The organism is Aminipila butyrica, assembly GCF_010669305.1.
Lineage (GTDB): Bacteria > Bacillota > Clostridia > Peptostreptococcales > Anaerovoracaceae > Aminipila > Aminipila butyrica.
Genome location: NZ_CP048649.1, coordinates 915901 through 934253, shown reverse-complemented (window position 1 = coordinate 934253; position 18353 = coordinate 915901). Strand labels below are relative to the sequence as shown.

The window sequence follows — 18353 nt, the reverse complement described above, 5'->3', positions numbered from 1 at the left end:
ACTCTAGCCCTGTCTCTTTTATGACTGCCTTGTTACAGCCCCTTCTGCCTCTTTATTCCCAAGTCTCCAGCAACGCTTTAATGGTTTTATTCAGCCGCCGGAACTGATTTTCGTCACAATCTTTAATAATCCTGCTATATTCCAGCCGATAGGCATTCCCCGAATTACGCAAGCTGTCACACATTAAATCATTTAAGGAAACATCTAAATAATTGGCAATATCCGTCAACGTTCCTAGACTAACCTTTGTATGCGCACACTCCACATTTGAAATGTGCTGGATCGTCTTGTCGATGGCGTTTGCCAATACTTCCTGTGTAATGCCCTTTTCCTTCCGCCACTTTCGGATTCTTTTTCCAAGTGCCTTATAATCAATTTCTATTCTGTCTGTTCCGTCCATGTACTATTCTCCCAGCTTTGATGGGTTTATTATATCTTTAAATCGAAATAATCGTAACAACCCTCAGATATAATGTATTTGTACAGTTTAATATCTAGCAAAATTTTTTATTTAGACAGTTTAATTTTTTGTTTCTATGTAGCTAATTTATAAAAATATTTTAGGCCTTGTATCCTATTCGCCGATACCTTGCAACATCAGGGACTTACTCCCACGTCTCCAGCAACGCTTTAATGGTCTTATTCAACCTTCGGTATTGATTTTCATCGCAATCCTTTATCATCATACTGTATTCTAGCTGATAAGCATTTCCCGAATTGCGCAGACTATCGCACATCAAGTCATTTAAGGATGCATCCAAATAGTTGGCGATATCGGTCAGCGTTCCCAGACTCACTTTCGTATGAGCACGCTCAATATTCGAAATGTGCTGCACGGTCTTATCGATGGCGTTGCCCATTTCCTCCTGAGTGATTCCTTTTTCTTTTCGCCATTTCCGGATTCTGTTGCCCAGCGACTTATAATCAATTTCTTTTCTGTCCATTCCTTCCATGTACTTAATCCCCCAATTTCAATGGGTTCATTATATATTTAAATCTGAGCCACCGTAACAATCCACCTATATAACCTATTTTCACAGTTTGATTTATGGCAAATTTTTCTATAATTTCCTGAACTTCTTTTAAAAACACTACTTTTACAGCGTCTCTACTTGTTAAAGCTGACTCTTTTACTTTCTGCTGAAAAAAAGAAATGCCCCATCTCTAAGACATTTCTCTTTGCTCTTTTCATTATTTTGTTTGTGCTTCTGGTCTTCTGTGAGCATGCTCACATCAATTATTTACTGCCAATCAGCTTATCCAAAATTTTAGCCAAGTCCTCTGGCTTGGTGCTCCGTGGATTTGTCTGGGTGCAGATATCGCCCATCGCCGCTTCCAGAATTTCTGGTTTCGCCTCTTTGGCCGCATTGAGGTCTGCGTCCATTTCCTTAAGCGTAGCCGGAATCTTCAACAGCTTCTGTAACTCTACTACCTTACGGATAAAGTTGTTCACGCCAATAAATACGGTGTTGGCTGGTAAATCCAAGATTTTAGCTAACCGCTGATATTTCCTTGCGGCTACATCGTACTTATCATTGTAACTGCCCTTGTCTAAATTAGCATTGTATTCGATGACCCACGGCAGCAACATCGCATTGGTCCGGCCATGAGAAATATGCAGCTTCCCGCCTACGGCGTGAGCTAGACTGTGGTTGATGCCTAGACCTGCCGCATTGAAAGCCATACCGGCTAGACAGGACGCATTGTGCATCTTTTCCCGCGCCAGCAAATCATTGCCGTTCTTAAAGGCTTCTGGCAGAAACCGAAATACCAAGGTAATGGCTTTTTCGGCTAAAGCGTCGGAAAAATCCGACGAATCGTTGGATACATAAGCTTCGATGGCATGGGTCAACACATCCATCCCTGTATCAGCCGTGATAAAATCCGGTACAGATGTAACCAGTTCCGGGTCTAAAATAGCTACCATCGGAATCAGGGACTTGTTGGCCATAGGATACTTTAAGCCTTCCTGTGCATTGGTAATAACCGAGAACTGAGTTACCTCGGATCCCGTTCCGCTGGTCGTAGGAATGGCATAGCATTCTTCCACTTCCACACCGATGTCCGGCATCCGCTTCGCAAAGTCCCGAATAGCCTTAGCCGCATCAATAGCTGAGCCACCGCCCAAAGCTACCATTACATTTGCGCCAAACTTTTTCAGCGCCATCATACCCTCTGCGATAACTTCTACCGGAGGATCTGGCACCACGTCACTGAATACGCTGACTTCACAGTTCTGCAACCGATCTTTAATTTTATCCACCATGCCAGAAGTCCGCATAAATTTGTCGCAGATAATCATCACTTTTTTATTCGTGATTTGATTCAATCGGTCTAAAGAACCTTCCCCAAAAAATACATTGGTACTGATAGTAAATTCCTTCATCTTTTTTCTCCTGTTTTTCTTCCTCACACACAAGAGACCTGCATACAGCTTGTCCCTTGCGCTGGTCCCTCCTGATGGCTGACCGATGCAAGTCCTATCACTGCATAATTCTCCCGGCCTTCCTCTCAGCACGGCAGAACCTAATAAGTTGAATCCATCGTTCCGGAATCAACATATATAATAAATTATATCATGCAGGCAAACTGCCCCATGATGCAATAGATAACACAAATACTCAATATTAATTATATCGCACAAGCTACGTCGCGTGTGATTCAATGAATGCTTCTTTACGGCAATGCCGTGTATATAATCAATGCATTCATTATATCACAACTAAAATGAAATGCAAGGGTTCCCATAGACTTTGACATATTATTCACAATTGTATTTCTGTAGGATTTATCCCTCTTTTTCTGCCCCTCTTCAGCTGTTCTTTCTCCGTTGGCTAGACATTTAACTCCAGAATCACCGGGCAGTGATCGCTGCCCAATACATCATTTCGCAGCTGAACCTCCTGGATTTGCGGTTGAAGCTGGTCGGACACCAAAAAGTAGTCAATCCGCCATCCAGCATTGTTCGCTCTGGCATTGAAACGGTAAGACCACCAAGTGTACACCCCAGTTTGGTCCGGATATAGATACCGATAGCTGTCTGTCATCCCCAGCTCTAACAACTGGCCAAAAGCCTCTCGCTCCTGATCGGAAAAGCCGGCATTTCCCCGGTTTGTCTTGGGGTTTTTCAAATCAATTTCCTGATGAGCGACGTTTAAATCCCCGCATAAGATGACCGGTTTTTGGCTGTTTAGTTTTTTTATATACGCCCGTCTGGCACCCTCCCACTCCAGCCGATAATCAATCCTGGCCAGCTTGTCCTGGGCGTTAGGGGTGTATTCCGTCATTAAATAAAAGTCCTTGTATTCCAAGGTGATAGCCCGCCCCTCGGTGTCGTGGCCTTCTGCGTCAATGTGATAGTTCACCGACAAAGGCTCTTCTTTGGCAAAGATGGCGGTCCCGGAATAGCCCTTTTTCTCTGCGCTGTTCCAGAACTGGTGATAGCCTTCCAGGGGCACCTCTGCTTGGCCCTGCTGCATTTTTGTCTCCTGCAAGCAGATAAAATCTGCATGTTCCGATTCTACAAAATCTAAAAAACCTTTTCCCATACAAGCCCTGAGGCCATTTACATTCCACGTAATAAATTTCATAAAAGATTCCTTTCTTTATCGGCCCTGCTTGATTTTTTCCTTTAATCTTGTTAAGTGTTCGCCGTTGATTGTAAACTTTAGGTCCGGGAATGCCTTGAGCATCCGGCGCTTGCCAAAAAAGTAACGTTCCAGCTCCTCTTCATAGGCCTGCTTCCACTGTTTTTTGAGTTCTTCCCGGAATGCTTCTGCCCGTTGTTCCAGCTGATCAGCCTTCCTTCCCAAGCTTTCTTCCAAGGCTTCGGCTTTCTGCTCTAACTGGTCTACTCTTTTTCCTAAGCTTTCTTCCAGCGCTTCTGACAGGTCTTTCAACTTTTCTGACCTCTCTTTTATAGCGGAGACACTTTCATAGATGTTCTCCCCCAGTTCATCGGAAATTATCCTTAGCTTTTCACCGATTTCATTCAAGCGATTCAGCTGTCTGTTCAGCTTATTCACTGTCATCACGGTGCTGATTCCATCTGCCAGCAAGATGGTCAGAGCCAATGCCAACACTACCCTGCCCGCCGTCAACGGGAAATTCCCCACAACGATACGAGTCAAGGGATGAATTAAATCCACGATTAATAAGCACGCCAAACCCCAAATAATAGAAAATTTCAAGCAGATATACCCGTTAAGGTTAAAGGGCACCTGGGAATAGTCCCACCACTTTCCATGAAAGACCTTTTCCAAGGTAAAACCCGTGAGCCATTCCAAGGTAGACGTCAGGAGAACCGCACCCAGAAACAAAAGAATCTTATTGTCCATCAACGGCGTCAAGCAGCTAATGACCAGCAAGACTCCAAAACCATAAATCGGACACACCGGTCCGTTTAAAAAGCCCCTGTTAATAAATTTTCCCGAATTCACCGCAGCATAAGCCACTTCCGTACACCAGCCTAAAAAGCTGTATATGATAAAATAGCATAAAATTTCATACATTCCACAGGCCCTCAATTTAACCGAAAAACGTTGCTTCTGTTGACAAAATTATACCGTTTTATCGGTTTCTTTTCAACCCGAAAAAATAGTATCAGGATTGGTGATATTCAAAAAAGAAATGGAACCATGTCTCATAGTTCCATCTCCAGTCAAACAGCCGCCCTGGTATTCCCAGAGCGGCTATAATTTTTAATTCGGTTCTCGATAGGCCAGTGCCCGAGGACTATCGGACACGCCGGTGGTGGTTGGATCCACCAATATACCTATAGCTCCCAGCAGATTGACAATCAGGCCGAAGACCTGGGTCACTTGCTCTTCAGAAATAGGCGCCGTGATGCCTAAGATGCCCATTACCTGATAAGCAAAAGCCGCCAGGCAGGCCAGCAGCGACAACAGCGTGGTCTTGTTCTTCAAACGTAACTTCCAATTAATCGTCATAATTCACATGCCTCCTTGATTTCATCTATACGATGGTGGGCGGATTTTGTGGACTGCTCCACTACTACCATTCGCTCCATTAGTCCGTTGTGAATATCCTGCTTCTTTTCCAGTATATTCAACTTTGTCATAACCGTACCGTAAAAAGTGCCAAAGGACACCCCGTAGATCACTAGGCTAATGAGTAATCCAATCCAAAATTCTGTACTCATAAGACTGCCTACTGAACAGCTACAGCAATTTTTTTGATTAGCGTTTCACCGTATTTATAGAAAAGCAGATACTGAATCGTGTTGTCATCCACGCCCACCTTTTCTTTTACTATTTTCTTTGCTTGATCTAATGTTATATTTCCCATGTTTTTTACCTCCTTGATGTTTTTCAAATACGGCTCTGGGTCTACGCAAGTGTTATTAACCCGCAACTCAAAGTGCAAATGGAGCTGGGCGCCCACGCCAGTATTGCCCATGTTGGCAATCACTTCTCCTGCCAGAACCTTAGTCCCTACAGGCCTGCCGGACTGTCTTAAATGCTGATACAAGGTCTTGATATTTTGACCGTCTATGGTGCCATGATCAATCAGCAGCACCCAGCCTCGGATAACATTATAATAGTTGCTTATAACCGTTCCGGGCAAGACAGCGGTAACCGGTCCTCCATCTGTTGCCGTATAAGGCTTGCTTTTATCCGTACCTAAGTCCACCCCTAGATGGTAGGTGGATGCTCCGGCAATGTTCGTTTTTCGAGGGCCGAAGCCAGATGTGATGCGCAGCGGCGTATAGGGTAAATGTTGTAGCTGCATGGTAGCTTCCCTCCTTTTAAACCAGGGGCCCAAAGGTCCCTATTTATATGTTATGATAGAGGACAAGTCTTCGTACACGTCAGAGACTTGTCCTTTTTATTTGATTTTGGTTATAACAACCCGATATCCGATAGCTTTCTTTCAATCAACGTCAGCTGTGCCATGGTAATCATGACCCGTTCTTCCGTGATTTCTGGCGTGGTAGACGTAGCCGGAGAAAGTACTACAGGCTCCATTTTCATGCCCACCCTCAGGGAATAGTCATCATAGATATGCTCCGTTGGGGTTTCCACTGGCTTCCCTTCTGCCTCGGTAGCAGTCGTGTCAGATTGTATGATAATTTTTTTTACTTTTTCTGAATCAGCAAACAGTGCGTCCAGTTCGTCAAAAGGGTAGTCCCCTTTCTTAAAAACAAACTCTAGGCTGTCCCGGTTTGCTCCTTGGAAATATGTAGACTTGCCATTTACAAGTATTACATTTAATCGTGTGTTGTCGTTTAATTTAATTTTCATAATTATTCCTCCCTATTCTAACCATATTTTATAAACATCCATACCAGCTGCAAAAAGCCCAAAACATATGGCCCGGTACCCTGTATAGGCTGATATATTCACCTCAAAATTTATAGTATCACCTAGAGCATAATTGGTACCTTGAATTTTATGCTCTACAATTATCGTTGATCCATCGCCATTTCGGTCAGAAGGAATCCCACAACCTATGTTCCCTACACGATCTGCAAGTGTTATAATAGCTGTGCATTTAAGTTTATTGAACTCTGTTACATTAACTGTGCCGACTGTGCACACTCTGCTACCGGTGGCATAGCTAGTTTTTTCTATATGCATTCGATCTGTCAACTTTGTAAAAGTAAAAGGTTTTCCATAATAGGCTGCCCATCCACCAGTAATCTCTTTACATTCGTCACCTTGCCAATACAGGGCCACCGCTGATTTAGCGTTGAAGACCTTCCGATTAACCCCACCACCCCCACGATACTGTTCTTTAATCTCACGGTTAACTCCACCTACTCCTCTGAATTGCTGTTTAATTTCACGGTTTACACCGCCTACGCCTCTATATATTGTCATAGTCATTTACCTCAATATACTTGGTGCTGCGCACCGTCGTTAAGTGCAGAGCTTGGAGAAATGGTTGAAACTATTATGTTATGTGTCCCATATAGGTTATATGTGGTTCCACTTACATACAACACCGCTTTAGAATTCAACTCCAAATTAGCATTTAAAACAAGGGCTGCGTAACTATTTGCTTGATTATGGTCGTAAATCTGGGTTCCATAATCAATGGTGGCATCGGAATTTTTCATGATTAGAGTTTTGCCCAATGCACCCTTTTTGTCAATCGTAATATCACCTGCTACTGTACCACCAGTTAGAGGCAGCCCAGTCTCGTTGGTAAGCATATTAACGTAACGGAAACTGATAACGGCATCTTTGGTACCGATATCGGCAACATTCATAATAGGAAAATCATATTCTACCCCAAACGTAACTACCAGGGCTTTACCATTACCTTTATACCTCCAGTCTGTTCCATCGTGATAACAATTTACAGCAAGATATACCACCTTGCCGTCCCTTGTCATTATTGCATTCTTCCCCATTTCAATCTGACTAGCTGGAATAGTAGTTGTGGAACCAACGGTCTTCAGCGGCCCGTCCATTTGTATACTGCCGTTCTTCTTTAACATCGCATTAGCGTTATTTTTCATTTGTTCGTCAATTCTGTCCATGTTGTCGTTCTGGTGTTGTACGTCAAAAAATTCATTTTTTTCTGGTTTTTTTAACCCATAGTTATCTGTCAAATTTATTCCCATATTATCTGTTCCTCCTTTCTGTTCTTCTTACATATAACTGTTTTTTAGCTCTAAATTTTATTTCAGAAGTTCTGTTAGTTCGGCATATTCCTCTGCCGTTAATTTTCCAGCAGCGTAAAAAACATCAAGCTTTTCTTCCAAACCATCTGCTAAACCCTTTTCGATCATTCTTTTTATGGTTCTGTAAATCATATGAATTTTCACCTCTTTCTCCATATATTCCAAGTTCTAACTTGGTTATTCTGTACTCCTGATCTATCATCATAATAAGCGTATCCTCTTCTTTGTTGGCTTCTTTTTCCTCTGGGTAGACCTCTACCTTACTCCAAGTTCCATCTTGATAGATATCACCTATATTGAAACCGGTCACTTGTTCCGTTAAAATATAGGTGTCTCCAAACATTTCTTCTGCCACTGACATATCTGTAAATATTACAATACGTTCACAAATATCTGTATATTTGTTAATTAAACATATTCCCATGATATACCTCCTTATTTATAATATCTAACTATTACTATGCCGCTTCCACCTACTCCTCCTAGACCTGACAAAGTTCCGTCGTATTTATCCCCACCAGTAGCGCCTCCGCCTCCGCCTCCGCCGTGACCAGTGTTTGGAGATGCATTTCCCCCATCGCCGCCTTTTATTTCTGATCCATTTCCACCATTATTCTCGTAACTTGCACCGCCTCCGCCGCTTGTATGGTCTTTTCCAGCGACAATTGTCCCACTGCCGCCAACTTTATTTAATCCGAATAAGCTTATATTACTTCCAGCGCCATATGTTTTAGTGTACCATTTAGCAAACCCCCCTGGTGCTCCTGGAATTCCATAGATTTTACCGTCAAATGGGCAACACCTTAAACCCAATACGTTTTTAGGGTACGTTGACAAAGTGGACAGACTTGTTGAAGGTGTATTCGGATTCGAGAAGAAAAAACTAGAATCATCGGTTGAGAACTTATCAAAACTGCTTGGAGACCCTGCTTGTCCGATTACAATAGCTACAGTGGTATTAGGGGTTACTACAAGATTCGTTAAATACAAAATAGCCCCTCCATCACCACCTTTTCCACCATAAGCTATGCTTCCTGATGAACCTTTAGTATCCTCCCCGCCGTCCCCGCCATTTTGTCCGCCGCCTACCATGTATAAATCAATTTTAGTAACAGTTGAGGGTATCAAAAAAAGCTGTGAAGTTGTAAATCTCTGTATCACCTCCATTTTAGGTGGTATTTTTTTCAGCGCCTTATCCACATTCCCTTCTGCCGCCGTCAGCCCATACAGCGTCCTAACCGCCTCAGAAATCTTCATTTCTCCAGCATTGGTTGGCACCCCCGCCAATTTGTTCTTCTCAGCGGTGGTAAAGTCTTCTGTGCTCAGTCCCTTGCCTTGGATGCGATCTACCTTCTTTAAAACCGCTTCTGTATTTTCTTTCAACTGCCCATCAATGACATCCATGTTGTCATTTTGATGCTGTACATTAAAGAACTCATTCTTTTCCGGCTTTTTTAACTTGTAATTATCCGTTAAATTTATTCCCATTCAGAGGCTCCTCTCTCATTTGCTCATAGGTATAAGCTTCCAGTTGGCCATAGGTAAATGCTTCTAAAACTTGATACTGGTTATAAATCAGGCTCAAATCAACAGCCACATTGCAGGGAACTACCCGTTCCAAAAGCTTTTGTACATCATCAAAGTTGCTCTTAGCCGCCAAGGCTACCCGGACAATCAGCTGATAGGTCTCAATATTTTCTTTTAGACTGTACCCCTCTTCTCCGCATAAGGTAGCCAACTGCCGAGCCAGCATCCGGTAGCTGTATGGCAGCTGCTCATTCAATCTGGCTAGGATTCGAAACTTCCGCTCTGCCAGGGAATTCGTGCCCTTCGGACTGATTTTCAAAATCTTTTCCCAGCGAGCTACGCCGTATTCCGTGCTGGACTCCACAAAGAGATCATTTAATGCCGCGTTCAGTGCAGCTTGCAGCTGTTTTAGTTCTAAATTTTCTGTTTCGGCTACAGTCTTAAATTCTCTTATGTCCTGGAGTATCTCCGGCAAATAAGCAATCAAGTTGATTCTTCTATCCAATCACATCACCCCGCTTTGGTATGCAGTCGCTGTCCAAGATTAGGTTTTGAGTAAGTTCGTTTATGGTAGTATCGGCTATATCAATGATTCCCGGTACATTTAGCAGCCTAGTCTCAATCTGACTGATTCGAACAATCAGATTCTTTTCCTCTGACCACTGACCAGCCAGCTCCATAAAATAGCGGTCAATTGCTGACAAAACGTAATCCTTTACGTCTTCCCAATTCCAGCCCTCTTGATAGACGATATGGGTAGAAATATGGACCTCTGTCTCCTTCACTCCGCCCACCGTCACTCGATGGCCGATGGGAGCAAGGCCATACCCTTCTCCGGTATGGCCCACCGGATCCACTGCCTCCTGCACTTCATCTACCAGTACACTGGAGGGGGATTCATAAGCCGAACTGATTACTGTCAGGCGGACTGTGCCCCCGCCATTCCAAACGGGATAAACCTTTACCCCGCCTATTCCAGACAAAGCGTTGACTTTTTCCTTGTAATCCTGGATATTACCTCCAAAGGATTTAGAATCCAAGTTTGCATAATATCGGGCCCGCAGCTTTTCTGTTGTCTCTTCATCTTCCCCAGGAACCAAAATCTCTGTCGCTTCTGCTCTAGTTAAATCAGCAATATAGTCGATGGGAATCAATGTTTCCAACTGGTTTCCGGCCTGACCTGCTGTCTCACATTGTAGTTTAAAAGAGCCATCAGCCATTTTTTCTATGGCAGTATAGGTCAGGATTCCTAAACTAAAACGGGAGCCAATTGGAATATCTTTATTAAATACCCCCCGGAGCACGGCAAAGGTCGCTGCTTCTGGTACAATCCCTCGTTCCCCTGCTCTACGAATCAAATAGGACCGGCTCTGAGTATCTGCAAACCCCTCATTAAGTACAGCTTCCAGCTGAATATACATATTTTGCAATTCTACAGCCGCTGGAGCCAATGCATCATAAATGATGCTCCCTTCCCTCTTATCCACATCAGAGGGCACTCTGTCCAGCATACGCTGTAGCAGCAATTCATAAGTCATCTGTTCATACATTAGATGTTCACCTCTTTCTCGGCATCAATTCGACCGTATATGGTATGAACGGTAAAGGATACCTGAATCGTCTTTTTATCTCGAACAAAGGAGAAATTATCTACTTCGGTAATGCGATCATCTTGAGTCAAAGCTTCGGTAATTCGCCTGTTTATCAGAGCCATGACATAGGTAGCTGGCTGACCTATAAGGGCTGCCAACTCTGCACCGTAATTCCAGCTATAGATTGCATACTGGTAGCGCTCCGTGTTCAAAATTTTATATATGGCCTGTTTCATGGCTTCCAACTGGTCAACCGTGCCGAAGATTCGCCCACTTTTCAGATCTAACCGATACGTTCGGCTTGGTTGTCTCTCTGCCAGTTCAAAAGCATTTTGCAGGTCTGTATCAATTTGTGGTATCATACGCTCCCCTCTCTATCCAGTACAATATATTTTTGCCCCCCCTGGACCCGGAGCAAAATAACCTTGTCTCCTGTCCGCAAGCCATTTAGCACCGTAAAGCTCTTTGTTCCGCTGTACTCGTGGGCATGGTTGGACTGGGAATGAGGGGAAGCACTGCCGCTTCCTCCATCTGTAGTCACGCTATGGCCATGGCTAAAGCCTCCAGAAGGCTGAGTCTGATGATCTACGACCATGTTCACCTGATGATCCGTCAAACTCTCTGGCACCAGAAGGAATTCCCCATCCAATGTGATTTTCTGATCAATTTGAATTTTCAAGGGTCTCTCCGAGACCACCTTACCAAAGCCTGCGGTCATAGGTCCGGCCGCCTCTCCTGCTTCCAGGGAGGCTTTTTTAATCAATTGCACTAAATTAGACATATGCATCACATCCTCTCAATGTCAGGTCCATAAAATGGCTTTCTTCCGTTATAGTGTGTTTAACCTTCTCCACCAGCATGTACGTGTTGACTTTGATATCTCCCAGGTTCAGACTTACCATTACCCCAGAACCTCCTCGAACTCGAATGTCACCAAACGCTTTCTTCACAGACAAGCTGCGAGTCTTCATGTTGTAAAACTTTAACAAATCTTTCACTTTCTGTTGGATACTGCCCTTGTTTTGAACGCTCTCACACAGCTGCAGGACACCCCATTTTTCAATATTCACTGGATCAAAGTCGACCATACCCTCTCTTTTGTGTGTATCTTGATTATCGTAATAAAGCTTAACTTGATTGTAGGTGCCAGAATCGATGCTGGTGGAATAATCGAAATCACTTGCCGTTCCCGGAGCGATAAGAATTGGCAGCTTCATGGTTTCAAGATTTCGCAGAGTCAGCTTACCGAAGTCGTCGTAAAGCACATGGAGCTGTCTAGTGCTCATCAATGTTTCATCCAGCGCCGTCTGTATCGTGTCAAAGAGGGTCTGGTTACTTTCCACTCTTCTGGGAATGATGAACCCCGTATCTTCCAGCTCCCCAGCTTGAAGCCGATAAGTATGTGCCAAGGCCCTTATCAATTGAGTAGCCGTCATAGCCTCTGGATAAATATAGGCATCTTTATTCTTCAAATATCGCAGTTGGTCGTAAGCTGTCACATTGATGGCGCCTGCTTTACTCGTAGACCTCTTTTTGGTAAAAACAAAGCCATAAAAGGTTTTCACATCGCCTACATATAACTGCACCAAATTGCCCTCCTGGAAATTGATAACAGAATCTTTCAGTACCGTAAAGGACAGTATCCCAGGGGATCCAAACCGCTCGGTTTCCCACGTGATCTCCCCTTCCACAACTGGTTCATAAATAATTCCGTTATTTGTTATATAAAGCCGAATGTCAGCCAAGACGAATCACCTGCCCTGCGAAAATTAAATTGGGGTTAGAGATACCATTTAATTTGGCAATTTCTGAATACCGCCTCCCATCGCCCAGGTGGACTTTACATATATCCCACAGTTTATCCCCGGCTTTTACCGTGTAAGATGCCGCAGGTTCTTTAGCTGGACGAGATTCTACGACGGAAATAGTCGTAACACCCTGAGGGTCGACAGAAACTACAGGAGGCCGCTTTGTGCCATAAGGCCTATATTCTTTCAGCGTTATGGACACCATTACATCTTGCCCGTTGTCGGCAGATTCCGCTATAGTGTAATCCTCTAAGGAGACTTCCATTTCGGTATAAAACAGCTTCTGCCCTGAAGGGCTCTCTCTAGTCACAGTGAACGTAAATGCCTTTTTGTCATCCTTGAGCCGTTTTAGTTCATCCAGGTAGTATTCGGCAGGTTGGAATCCATCGGGATATATAGCAAAAGGATACATTGTCTGCGGCAGCAAAGCCTCTAACTCAATCTCCATTAGTCCAGGAGCTTTTAGCAAATTTACCTCGCTTCCATCAATCAAGGTAACCGTCTCATTTTGGTTTTTAACTTTTCGCTGCAATTTCTCCGGGGTCACCGGCAGCAGCATTCCGTTTAAACGCATTTCATAAGCCATTATATATACACCCCTTCCGCGGATACGGCCATCTGTTCCTCTATTTTATATGCCAGATAACTGATGATACCGTCTACATCAGCGGTCTCTCGAACGTCACCGAAACTGTTGGCCATCTCTACTTTGATTTCCGCCGTAGTGAAGCGGTTGATGGCTTCCCGCTCTGCAATGTCTCGCAGATAAGTCATGTCTTCCTCAGAGACAGACATGGAATCGGCCATACTGCCGGTGTTGCCTGCGATGCCTGCCACATTAGCAGCAGTTTCCTCACCATTTGGATTAAAATTATCAAGTGCCCTAGGATCAAACATACCTTTGAGCACATCTCCACCATTTTCTCCCATACCATAGCCTGTGTTAAATGAATTCTTTACGCCTAATCGGGAGTTTATAGTCGGTGCAGTCCGGTTCAAAGTGATTGCCTTATCATTTTTTCCCCACTTAAGAACTTTGTCTTGCAAGGCATTAAGACCTTCTGTCCAATTTGTTCCAAAAATAGCGTCTATAATCTTAGTAGCCACTTTCCCAAGAGATAAAAACCAAGAAATAATATTTCCAAGTAGGTTTTTAACGGCGTCTCCAAAGCTGTTAAATCCGCCATTAAACACATTTAATACCCACTCTATTATTCCAATCCATGGTTCAGCAAAGCGAGTCCATGCGATCTGCATAATCGCATTAATAACTCCGACAATTATGTTATAAATAATAGCACCTAAAGCAAAGAAGGCCCCCACAATTAGTCCTGTAGCTGAGATAGTTGTATCTTTTGTTTTGTTAATCCACGCTACTACTGCATAAAGTGTTACTATTACCACGAGTAATATACCGACAATCCAGGTAAGGGGAGAGGCCAGTAACGCTGCGTTAAGGCCCCATTGAGCCACAGCCGCCTCTGTTGTCGCCACCGCTTGTTTTTTTAAAGCCCAATTGGCAAGTGCCACCCGCAAAGATGTTCCTCCAGTCAATATGTTAAGTAGGGCAGTATGAAAACTAGCAAATGCTGTTGCTGCCGCTGATGCTAGTACCGCCCCTTTATACAATGCCAGAGCACCAAGTACGCCTACTACAATAGGTTCTAAAATACTCCAATTTTTTGCTAGGGTATTGATAAATGCCAATAAAGGTGTAGACATCTGTAGCAGTTTATTAGACATGACATTCCCCACCTGCTGCCAGGTCATGCCCATATCATTAAATGCAGCATTGGTCGCTCCCTGCATGGCAAACATGGAATCTCTTACAACTTGGGAGGTCACCGCACCTTGTTCTGCATAAGAACGGATGGAACCCTCTGCCCAGCCCATGGATTCCTCGATGCTCCGTCCTATGCCTGGTGCAGCATCTAGAACGGTATTCAAGGCCTCGCCCTGGAGAACTCCTCCCGCCATAGCCTGAGACAACTGGGCCATGGCATTGGACTGCTGATCCGCGGCTGTTCCGCCTAAGGCAAGCTGCTTATTAACCTGCTCAACGAAAGCAATTACCGCATCGTTGCTCTGAAAAGAATCTCCGGCATTGAGTCCCAAATCGGTTACCGCGTTGGCCGTGTTCGCATAGGAATTCCCACTTCGATTAGCTGAATCAAATATTTTACTTTGCAGCTCCCCTGTGGATGATTCATCTTTATTCATTAGGCTTAAACGGGCCTTAGTTTGTGCCATGGCATCAGAAAGCTGGAGCACTTTTTGAATATCTAAGCTTACACCAAGCCCACTCATGGCATTTTTTAATAACGTCATCCCTTTTATACTTCCAGCAGTCTCTTTCTGAAAATCCTCTTGTTTGTCGACTGCGATCTCCATTTGAATATTGGCCTGGGAAATAGCCGATTGCAGACTTGCAAAGCTGCTTATGGCCGAATTTGTACTGCCATGAATGGACTGCATAGCTGCCGACATATTTTGTGTCATTTGGATTGATGCGTTTATAGTCGTCAATCTTCTCACCTCATTTCTTTTTCATCTTTGCAGCCTGTCTCTTTTCTTCTTCCAGGCGGACGTTGATAGCTGCATAGACAAAAGCTCGCTCTTCATCCGACAAGGCCATAAAATCGCCGGGCAGGATGTGGAACTTGTGGAGGACGTAATAAGCCATGTTGGCCTCATAGTCGCCCTCCTTGATTAGTTTTTTGCTTCTTCTACCTTATCTTCCATAGAGATATCAAAGCCATTGATCTCCTGGAGTTTTTCCATGAAATTGCCATATTCTCCCGGCAGCAGCATCTCCTGCAAAAGATTTTCTGCTCCCATGACCTGATAACTGTCTTGCAGCGTCACATCATTCAGATTTGGAAAAACCGTACAAGCGACTGCCATCTTGCAAAGCAGATCATCAATGTCTGTTTCCGAAGTGAAAATCCCTTTCTTTCCAGGTACCTGAACTCTTTTTGTGCATTCCTTTTTCAGTTTTTGGCTTTCACTTTGTGTCAGACTTCGCAGCTCCCACTTTACAGGCTGCCCCTCTTCATCTACAAAGCGTGGGGAAACAGCAAAGCTTGTGTGCTGCGGACGGTTTGCGTGCTGGTTTAAAAAAGCATTTAAATTACTCATGTTTATATTCTCCTTTACTGATGGGGGTTAAATCGGAGCGGGCAGAAAGAGACACGCCCTTTGCGTTGTCCGCTCTCGACAAGTTATATAATGTAATCCTCTATTTCACAGATATGGTTTACCCATTTAACGCATGCCGTTCAATAAATTGAACTTTTCTGGCATTTCAAAATCGTCAAAGGTTCCTTCGATATCTTCATCCAGGTATTCCGCATCGGCATCGTATTTAGCCAGGATGCCCCCGGAGGTCAGACAATTCTTATGGATAATAGTTTGTCTGCCGATGGATGAGGTCTCATCCTCATTCGTAACCTGGATATCAAAAGGTACATCTAGTCCCTTTTCCTTGTATGTCAGCAGTAATTCTCTCATAATAGACTGATTATAATGGGCCGTGCCAGTCCAAGTTCCTTTCCAGCCGGTGGCCTTGTGGCCCTTACCGGTTCTGCCTAGAATAGGCACTTCGGAGATGGTCTTCTCCACTTTGGATTCAAACTTATATAACTGCATGAAGTTATATCGGTTTCCGTCGATAGTGATGTAGCACTCCGCCAGGGAGCCGCTTACTGCATCTTCTGCATTCATGATCTGATGATTTAACATAGACTATCCTTCCTTTCTATTTCTACTGAATAACCGTAACCATATAAAGCTGGGTCATGGCGTTTGTTGGCATTACTCGGTCCGTAACAAATACGGCTTTTCTATCCTGGCCTTTTTCCACCACCACATCACTGGCTGAAAATTCCTCAATAGCCCGAAGCTTTTGCAGTTCCTGGTGATGCTTAACAATATCATTCCAGAAACTGATTCGTCCTGATTCGTCATTGGGAATGTTGCCTAAATACTTGCCGTTGAATAAAACGGCCATATCGTTGCCGATCTGATCCAGAACCCGTATAGTCTGGTTGCTGGCAAAATCTGAATTTTTTTCCTCCATAAAGCTGACAAAGGTATTCAGGTCTTCTAGCACCCGAACCTTGTCCCCCACTTTGTGGAACATAAATTGCCCAGCTTTTACACCTTCCGTCAGCTGAATCTGGCTATAGCCTACATTCAGGCTGAATTCACCATCGTAGAGCTTGTTAGTGTTGGTCTTATTAATGGCGCAGCCAGCTTCCGCTCCTGCTGTCCAATACACCGCTGCCGAAGCCGGCCATCCTGAATCTGACACCGCATTTTCCACGGAGATGACTCCTTCGTAGTCAGCAGCAGTCCGATAAAGAACTGTCTGGAACTTCATGCCATTCTCATCTCTGAGACGACGGGTAAAGGCTGTAAATAACTCGCAAATCGCACTTTCTGTCGCCAGACAGCCCAGCGTATTGAAGCTGTAACTTTCAATCTTATCTAGGAATCCCTGGTAATCGGTACCAGTTATGGCCGTCTTGTTGCTGCCTCCTGTCAAGCCAATTCCTGCGGTAGCTTCCAGCGTCCCATCACTTTTAAAGTCTACATAATCATTGCTCAGCAGATCAGTAGCAGTCCTTACCGTCTGAGAATCTACCAGAACATTATCCACCAGGGTCTTTACGTCAAAGCTTCCGGTGTCATCCACATTAGCTGCAATGACAATTTTAATATCATTGCCCCGAGTCCCTGTGTATTTGGCCGTAGCATAGGTATTCTCTGCCTTTACACCACTGTTCAGCCGATACGCATAAAGTGTTTTGGCATTCCGAAACAAATCTCGGATTCCCTTCATTTTTTCATGGGTATACCCGTAACCAAAAATTTTCTGTGCATTCTTCTGCACTTCTGCGGCTTCTACCGTAAATACCTCGCCATCTGGCCCCCATTCCAGTTCTAGGGCCATGGCCACATACCCCCGCTCTGAAAGCTGCGCATCTGCTCTGGCTGCTGATACAAAATTAATGTATGCACCTGGCAGTCCTTTGTTTTGAGTTGTAAAATTTCCTCCGCCTAACGCCATATTATTTCACCTTTCCTTCCATAAATTTCTGAATCAGTCCATCCACCTGCTCCAAAGTGTACGTTTTGTCCTCTTTCAGCAAAGCGTTTAATAAATCTCGCCTGTGGACATATTTTGTTGAACCTAGGAGCTGATTCTTTGCAAAAGCCGCCGCCTTATCCCCAGCACTTTTGTCTGTCTTTTTTTCTTTCATCGGTTTATTCCTCCTTTATCCCGCTTGCAATAACGAATTCACCCATCGCCTCCTCTCTTGTCCGTTCCTTGCGGACATACAGGTCATAATTGACCAAAAAGTGGAGACCTTCGGCACGCTTCTCACAGCTCATGTTTGTGCCACGGATTTGTCCAGCCTCTGTCTGCACATACTCTAGAACGTCTAGAAGCTTTTCAGCGATCTGATTCATATCGTGATTTGGTGCTTGTCCCTCTCCTGGAAAGTATTGAATATCCATTGAATACTCCCGGTGATACCGATTTCCCGGAAAAGGCTTCTGGGCTGCACGAAGCAGGGAAATGAGGAAACAAGGCTTCAAAAGCTCCTGCTGATTCTCTTCACTGTAGACAGTCACGTTTTCGCCGAAGGCCGACTGCAGTTGAACTGTTATGCCCTCGATTATTTGATTTAACATTGAAACACCTCCTTTCCTGCACGTACCCCTGCATCGGGGCCAATCCTGGGCCATAGAGCAAGCCTTTTAACGCCT

At 44.2% G+C, this 18353-nt stretch carries 26 protein-coding genes; all 26 read right to left on the bottom strand.

The window, feature by feature from the left end:
- Positions 1 to 52: 52 nt before the first annotated feature.
- The 26 genes from Ami103574_RS04675 to Ami103574_RS04555 all read right to left on the bottom strand — a co-directional run bounded on the left by Ami103574_RS04675 (position 53) and on the right by Ami103574_RS04555 (position 18278).
- Complete coding sequence (locus Ami103574_RS04675) at positions 53 to 400, bottom strand: helix-turn-helix domain-containing protein (protein WP_246213196.1); 348 nt, start codon at positions 398 to 400, stop codon at positions 53 to 55.
- A gap of 205 nt (positions 401 to 605) precedes the next feature.
- Positions 606 to 953, bottom strand: coding sequence for a helix-turn-helix domain-containing protein (locus tag Ami103574_RS04670; protein WP_163065521.1), 348 nt, complete (start codon positions 951 to 953; stop codon positions 606 to 608).
- A 284-nt stretch (positions 954 to 1237) separates the two neighbouring features.
- On the bottom strand, positions 1238 to 2386 hold the full coding sequence (locus Ami103574_RS04665) for a 1-propanol dehydrogenase PduQ (protein WP_163065520.1): 1149 nt from the start codon (positions 2384 to 2386) through the stop codon (positions 1238 to 1240).
- A 448-nt stretch (positions 2387 to 2834) separates the two neighbouring features.
- Entirely contained in the window at positions 2835 to 3590 is a 756-nt protein-coding gene (locus tag Ami103574_RS04660) for an exodeoxyribonuclease III (protein WP_163065519.1), read from the bottom strand.
- A gap of 15 nt (positions 3591 to 3605) precedes the next feature.
- Positions 3606 to 4511, bottom strand: a complete 906-nt coding sequence (locus tag Ami103574_RS04655) for a putative ABC transporter permease (protein ID WP_163065518.1) — start codon at positions 4509 to 4511, stop codon at positions 3606 to 3608.
- Positions 4512 to 4700: 189 nt separating this feature from the next.
- Entirely contained in the window at positions 4701 to 4949 is a 249-nt protein-coding gene (locus tag Ami103574_RS04650; RefSeq protein ID WP_163065517.1) for a phage holin, read from the bottom strand.
- A complete protein-coding gene (locus Ami103574_RS04645) occupies positions 4946 to 5161 on the bottom strand; it encodes a hypothetical protein (RefSeq protein WP_163065516.1) in 216 nt (71 codons plus the stop codon). The genes Ami103574_RS04650 and Ami103574_RS04645 overlap by 4 nt, the downstream gene beginning before the upstream one ends.
- Before the next feature lie 8 nt (positions 5162 to 5169).
- On the bottom strand, positions 5170 to 5751 hold the full coding sequence (locus Ami103574_RS04640) for a M23 family metallopeptidase (RefSeq protein ID WP_163065515.1): 582 nt from the start codon (positions 5749 to 5751) through the stop codon (positions 5170 to 5172).
- 110 nt (positions 5752 to 5861) lie between these two features.
- On the bottom strand, positions 5862 to 6263 hold the full coding sequence (locus tag Ami103574_RS04635; protein WP_163065514.1) for a hypothetical protein: 402 nt from the start codon (positions 6261 to 6263) through the stop codon (positions 5862 to 5864).
- A gap of 12 nt (positions 6264 to 6275) precedes the next feature.
- A complete protein-coding gene (locus Ami103574_RS04630; protein WP_163065513.1) occupies positions 6276 to 6842 on the bottom strand; it encodes a hypothetical protein in 567 nt (188 codons plus the stop codon).
- Positions 6843 to 6853: 11 nt separating this feature from the next.
- Positions 6854 to 7591: a hypothetical protein gene (locus tag Ami103574_RS04625; protein WP_163065512.1), complete on the bottom strand. Its 738-nt coding sequence runs from the start codon at positions 7589 to 7591 to the stop codon at positions 6854 to 6856.
- Positions 7592 to 7715: 124 nt separating this feature from the next.
- Positions 7716 to 8075, bottom strand: coding sequence for a hypothetical protein (locus Ami103574_RS04620; protein ID WP_163065511.1), 360 nt, complete (start codon positions 8073 to 8075; stop codon positions 7716 to 7718).
- An 11-nt stretch (positions 8076 to 8086) separates the two neighbouring features.
- Positions 8087 to 9139 (bottom strand): glycine-rich domain-containing protein, encoded by a 1053-nt coding sequence (locus Ami103574_RS04615; RefSeq protein ID WP_163065510.1) that lies wholly within the window; start codon positions 9137 to 9139, stop codon positions 8087 to 8089.
- Complete coding sequence (locus Ami103574_RS04610) at positions 9117 to 9683, bottom strand: YmfQ family protein (protein WP_163065509.1); 567 nt, start codon at positions 9681 to 9683, stop codon at positions 9117 to 9119. The genes Ami103574_RS04615 and Ami103574_RS04610 overlap by 23 nt, the downstream gene beginning before the upstream one ends.
- On the bottom strand, positions 9676 to 10728 hold the full coding sequence (locus tag Ami103574_RS04605) for a baseplate J/gp47 family protein (protein ID WP_163065508.1): 1053 nt from the start codon (positions 10726 to 10728) through the stop codon (positions 9676 to 9678). The genes Ami103574_RS04610 and Ami103574_RS04605 overlap by 8 nt, the downstream gene beginning before the upstream one ends.
- Complete coding sequence (locus tag Ami103574_RS04600) at positions 10728 to 11132, bottom strand: DUF2634 domain-containing protein (protein WP_163065507.1); 405 nt, start codon at positions 11130 to 11132, stop codon at positions 10728 to 10730. The genes Ami103574_RS04605 and Ami103574_RS04600 overlap by 1 nt, the downstream gene beginning before the upstream one ends.
- Positions 11129 to 11551 (bottom strand): DUF2577 domain-containing protein, encoded by a 423-nt coding sequence (locus Ami103574_RS04595; protein WP_163065506.1) that lies wholly within the window; start codon positions 11549 to 11551, stop codon positions 11129 to 11131. The genes Ami103574_RS04600 and Ami103574_RS04595 overlap by 4 nt, the downstream gene beginning before the upstream one ends.
- The gene (locus Ami103574_RS04590; protein ID WP_207710522.1) at positions 11544 to 12515 is read right to left on the bottom strand and encodes an XkdQ/YqbQ family protein; all 972 of its coding nucleotides are present in this window, start codon (positions 12513 to 12515) and stop codon (positions 11544 to 11546) included. Before Ami103574_RS04590 ends, Ami103574_RS04595 begins: the two co-directional genes overlap by 8 nt.
- Entirely contained in the window at positions 12508 to 13164 is a 657-nt protein-coding gene (locus Ami103574_RS04585; RefSeq protein ID WP_163065505.1) for a LysM peptidoglycan-binding domain-containing protein, read from the bottom strand. Before Ami103574_RS04585 ends, Ami103574_RS04590 begins: the two co-directional genes overlap by 8 nt.
- Positions 13164 to 15104 (bottom strand): tape measure protein, encoded by a 1941-nt coding sequence (locus tag Ami103574_RS04580; RefSeq protein WP_163065504.1) that lies wholly within the window; start codon positions 15102 to 15104, stop codon positions 13164 to 13166. Before Ami103574_RS04580 ends, Ami103574_RS04585 begins: the two co-directional genes overlap by 1 nt.
- A gap of 10 nt (positions 15105 to 15114) precedes the next feature.
- Positions 15115 to 15261, bottom strand: a complete 147-nt coding sequence (locus Ami103574_RS15660; protein WP_170295608.1) for a hypothetical protein — start codon at positions 15259 to 15261, stop codon at positions 15115 to 15117.
- A gap of 26 nt (positions 15262 to 15287) precedes the next feature.
- On the bottom strand, positions 15288 to 15716 hold the full coding sequence (locus Ami103574_RS04575) for a phage tail assembly chaperone (RefSeq protein ID WP_163065503.1): 429 nt from the start codon (positions 15714 to 15716) through the stop codon (positions 15288 to 15290).
- Positions 15717 to 15842: 126 nt separating this feature from the next.
- The gene (locus Ami103574_RS04570; protein WP_163065502.1) at positions 15843 to 16319 is read right to left on the bottom strand and encodes a phage tail tube protein; all 477 of its coding nucleotides are present in this window, start codon (positions 16317 to 16319) and stop codon (positions 15843 to 15845) included.
- Positions 16320 to 16341: 22 nt separating this feature from the next.
- Complete coding sequence (locus Ami103574_RS04565) at positions 16342 to 17649, bottom strand: phage tail sheath family protein (protein ID WP_163065501.1); 1308 nt, start codon at positions 17647 to 17649, stop codon at positions 16342 to 16344.
- Position 17650: 1 nt separating this feature from the next.
- Positions 17651 to 17842 carry a hypothetical protein gene (locus Ami103574_RS04560; RefSeq protein ID WP_163065500.1) on the bottom strand — a complete coding sequence of 64 codons (192 nt, stop codon included), beginning with the start codon at positions 17840 to 17842 and terminating at the stop codon, positions 17651 to 17653.
- Positions 17843 to 17846: 4 nt separating this feature from the next.
- The gene (locus Ami103574_RS04555) at positions 17847 to 18278 is read right to left on the bottom strand and encodes a phage tail terminator family protein (protein ID WP_163065499.1); all 432 of its coding nucleotides are present in this window, start codon (positions 18276 to 18278) and stop codon (positions 17847 to 17849) included.
- Positions 18279 to 18353: the final 75 nt, after the last annotated feature.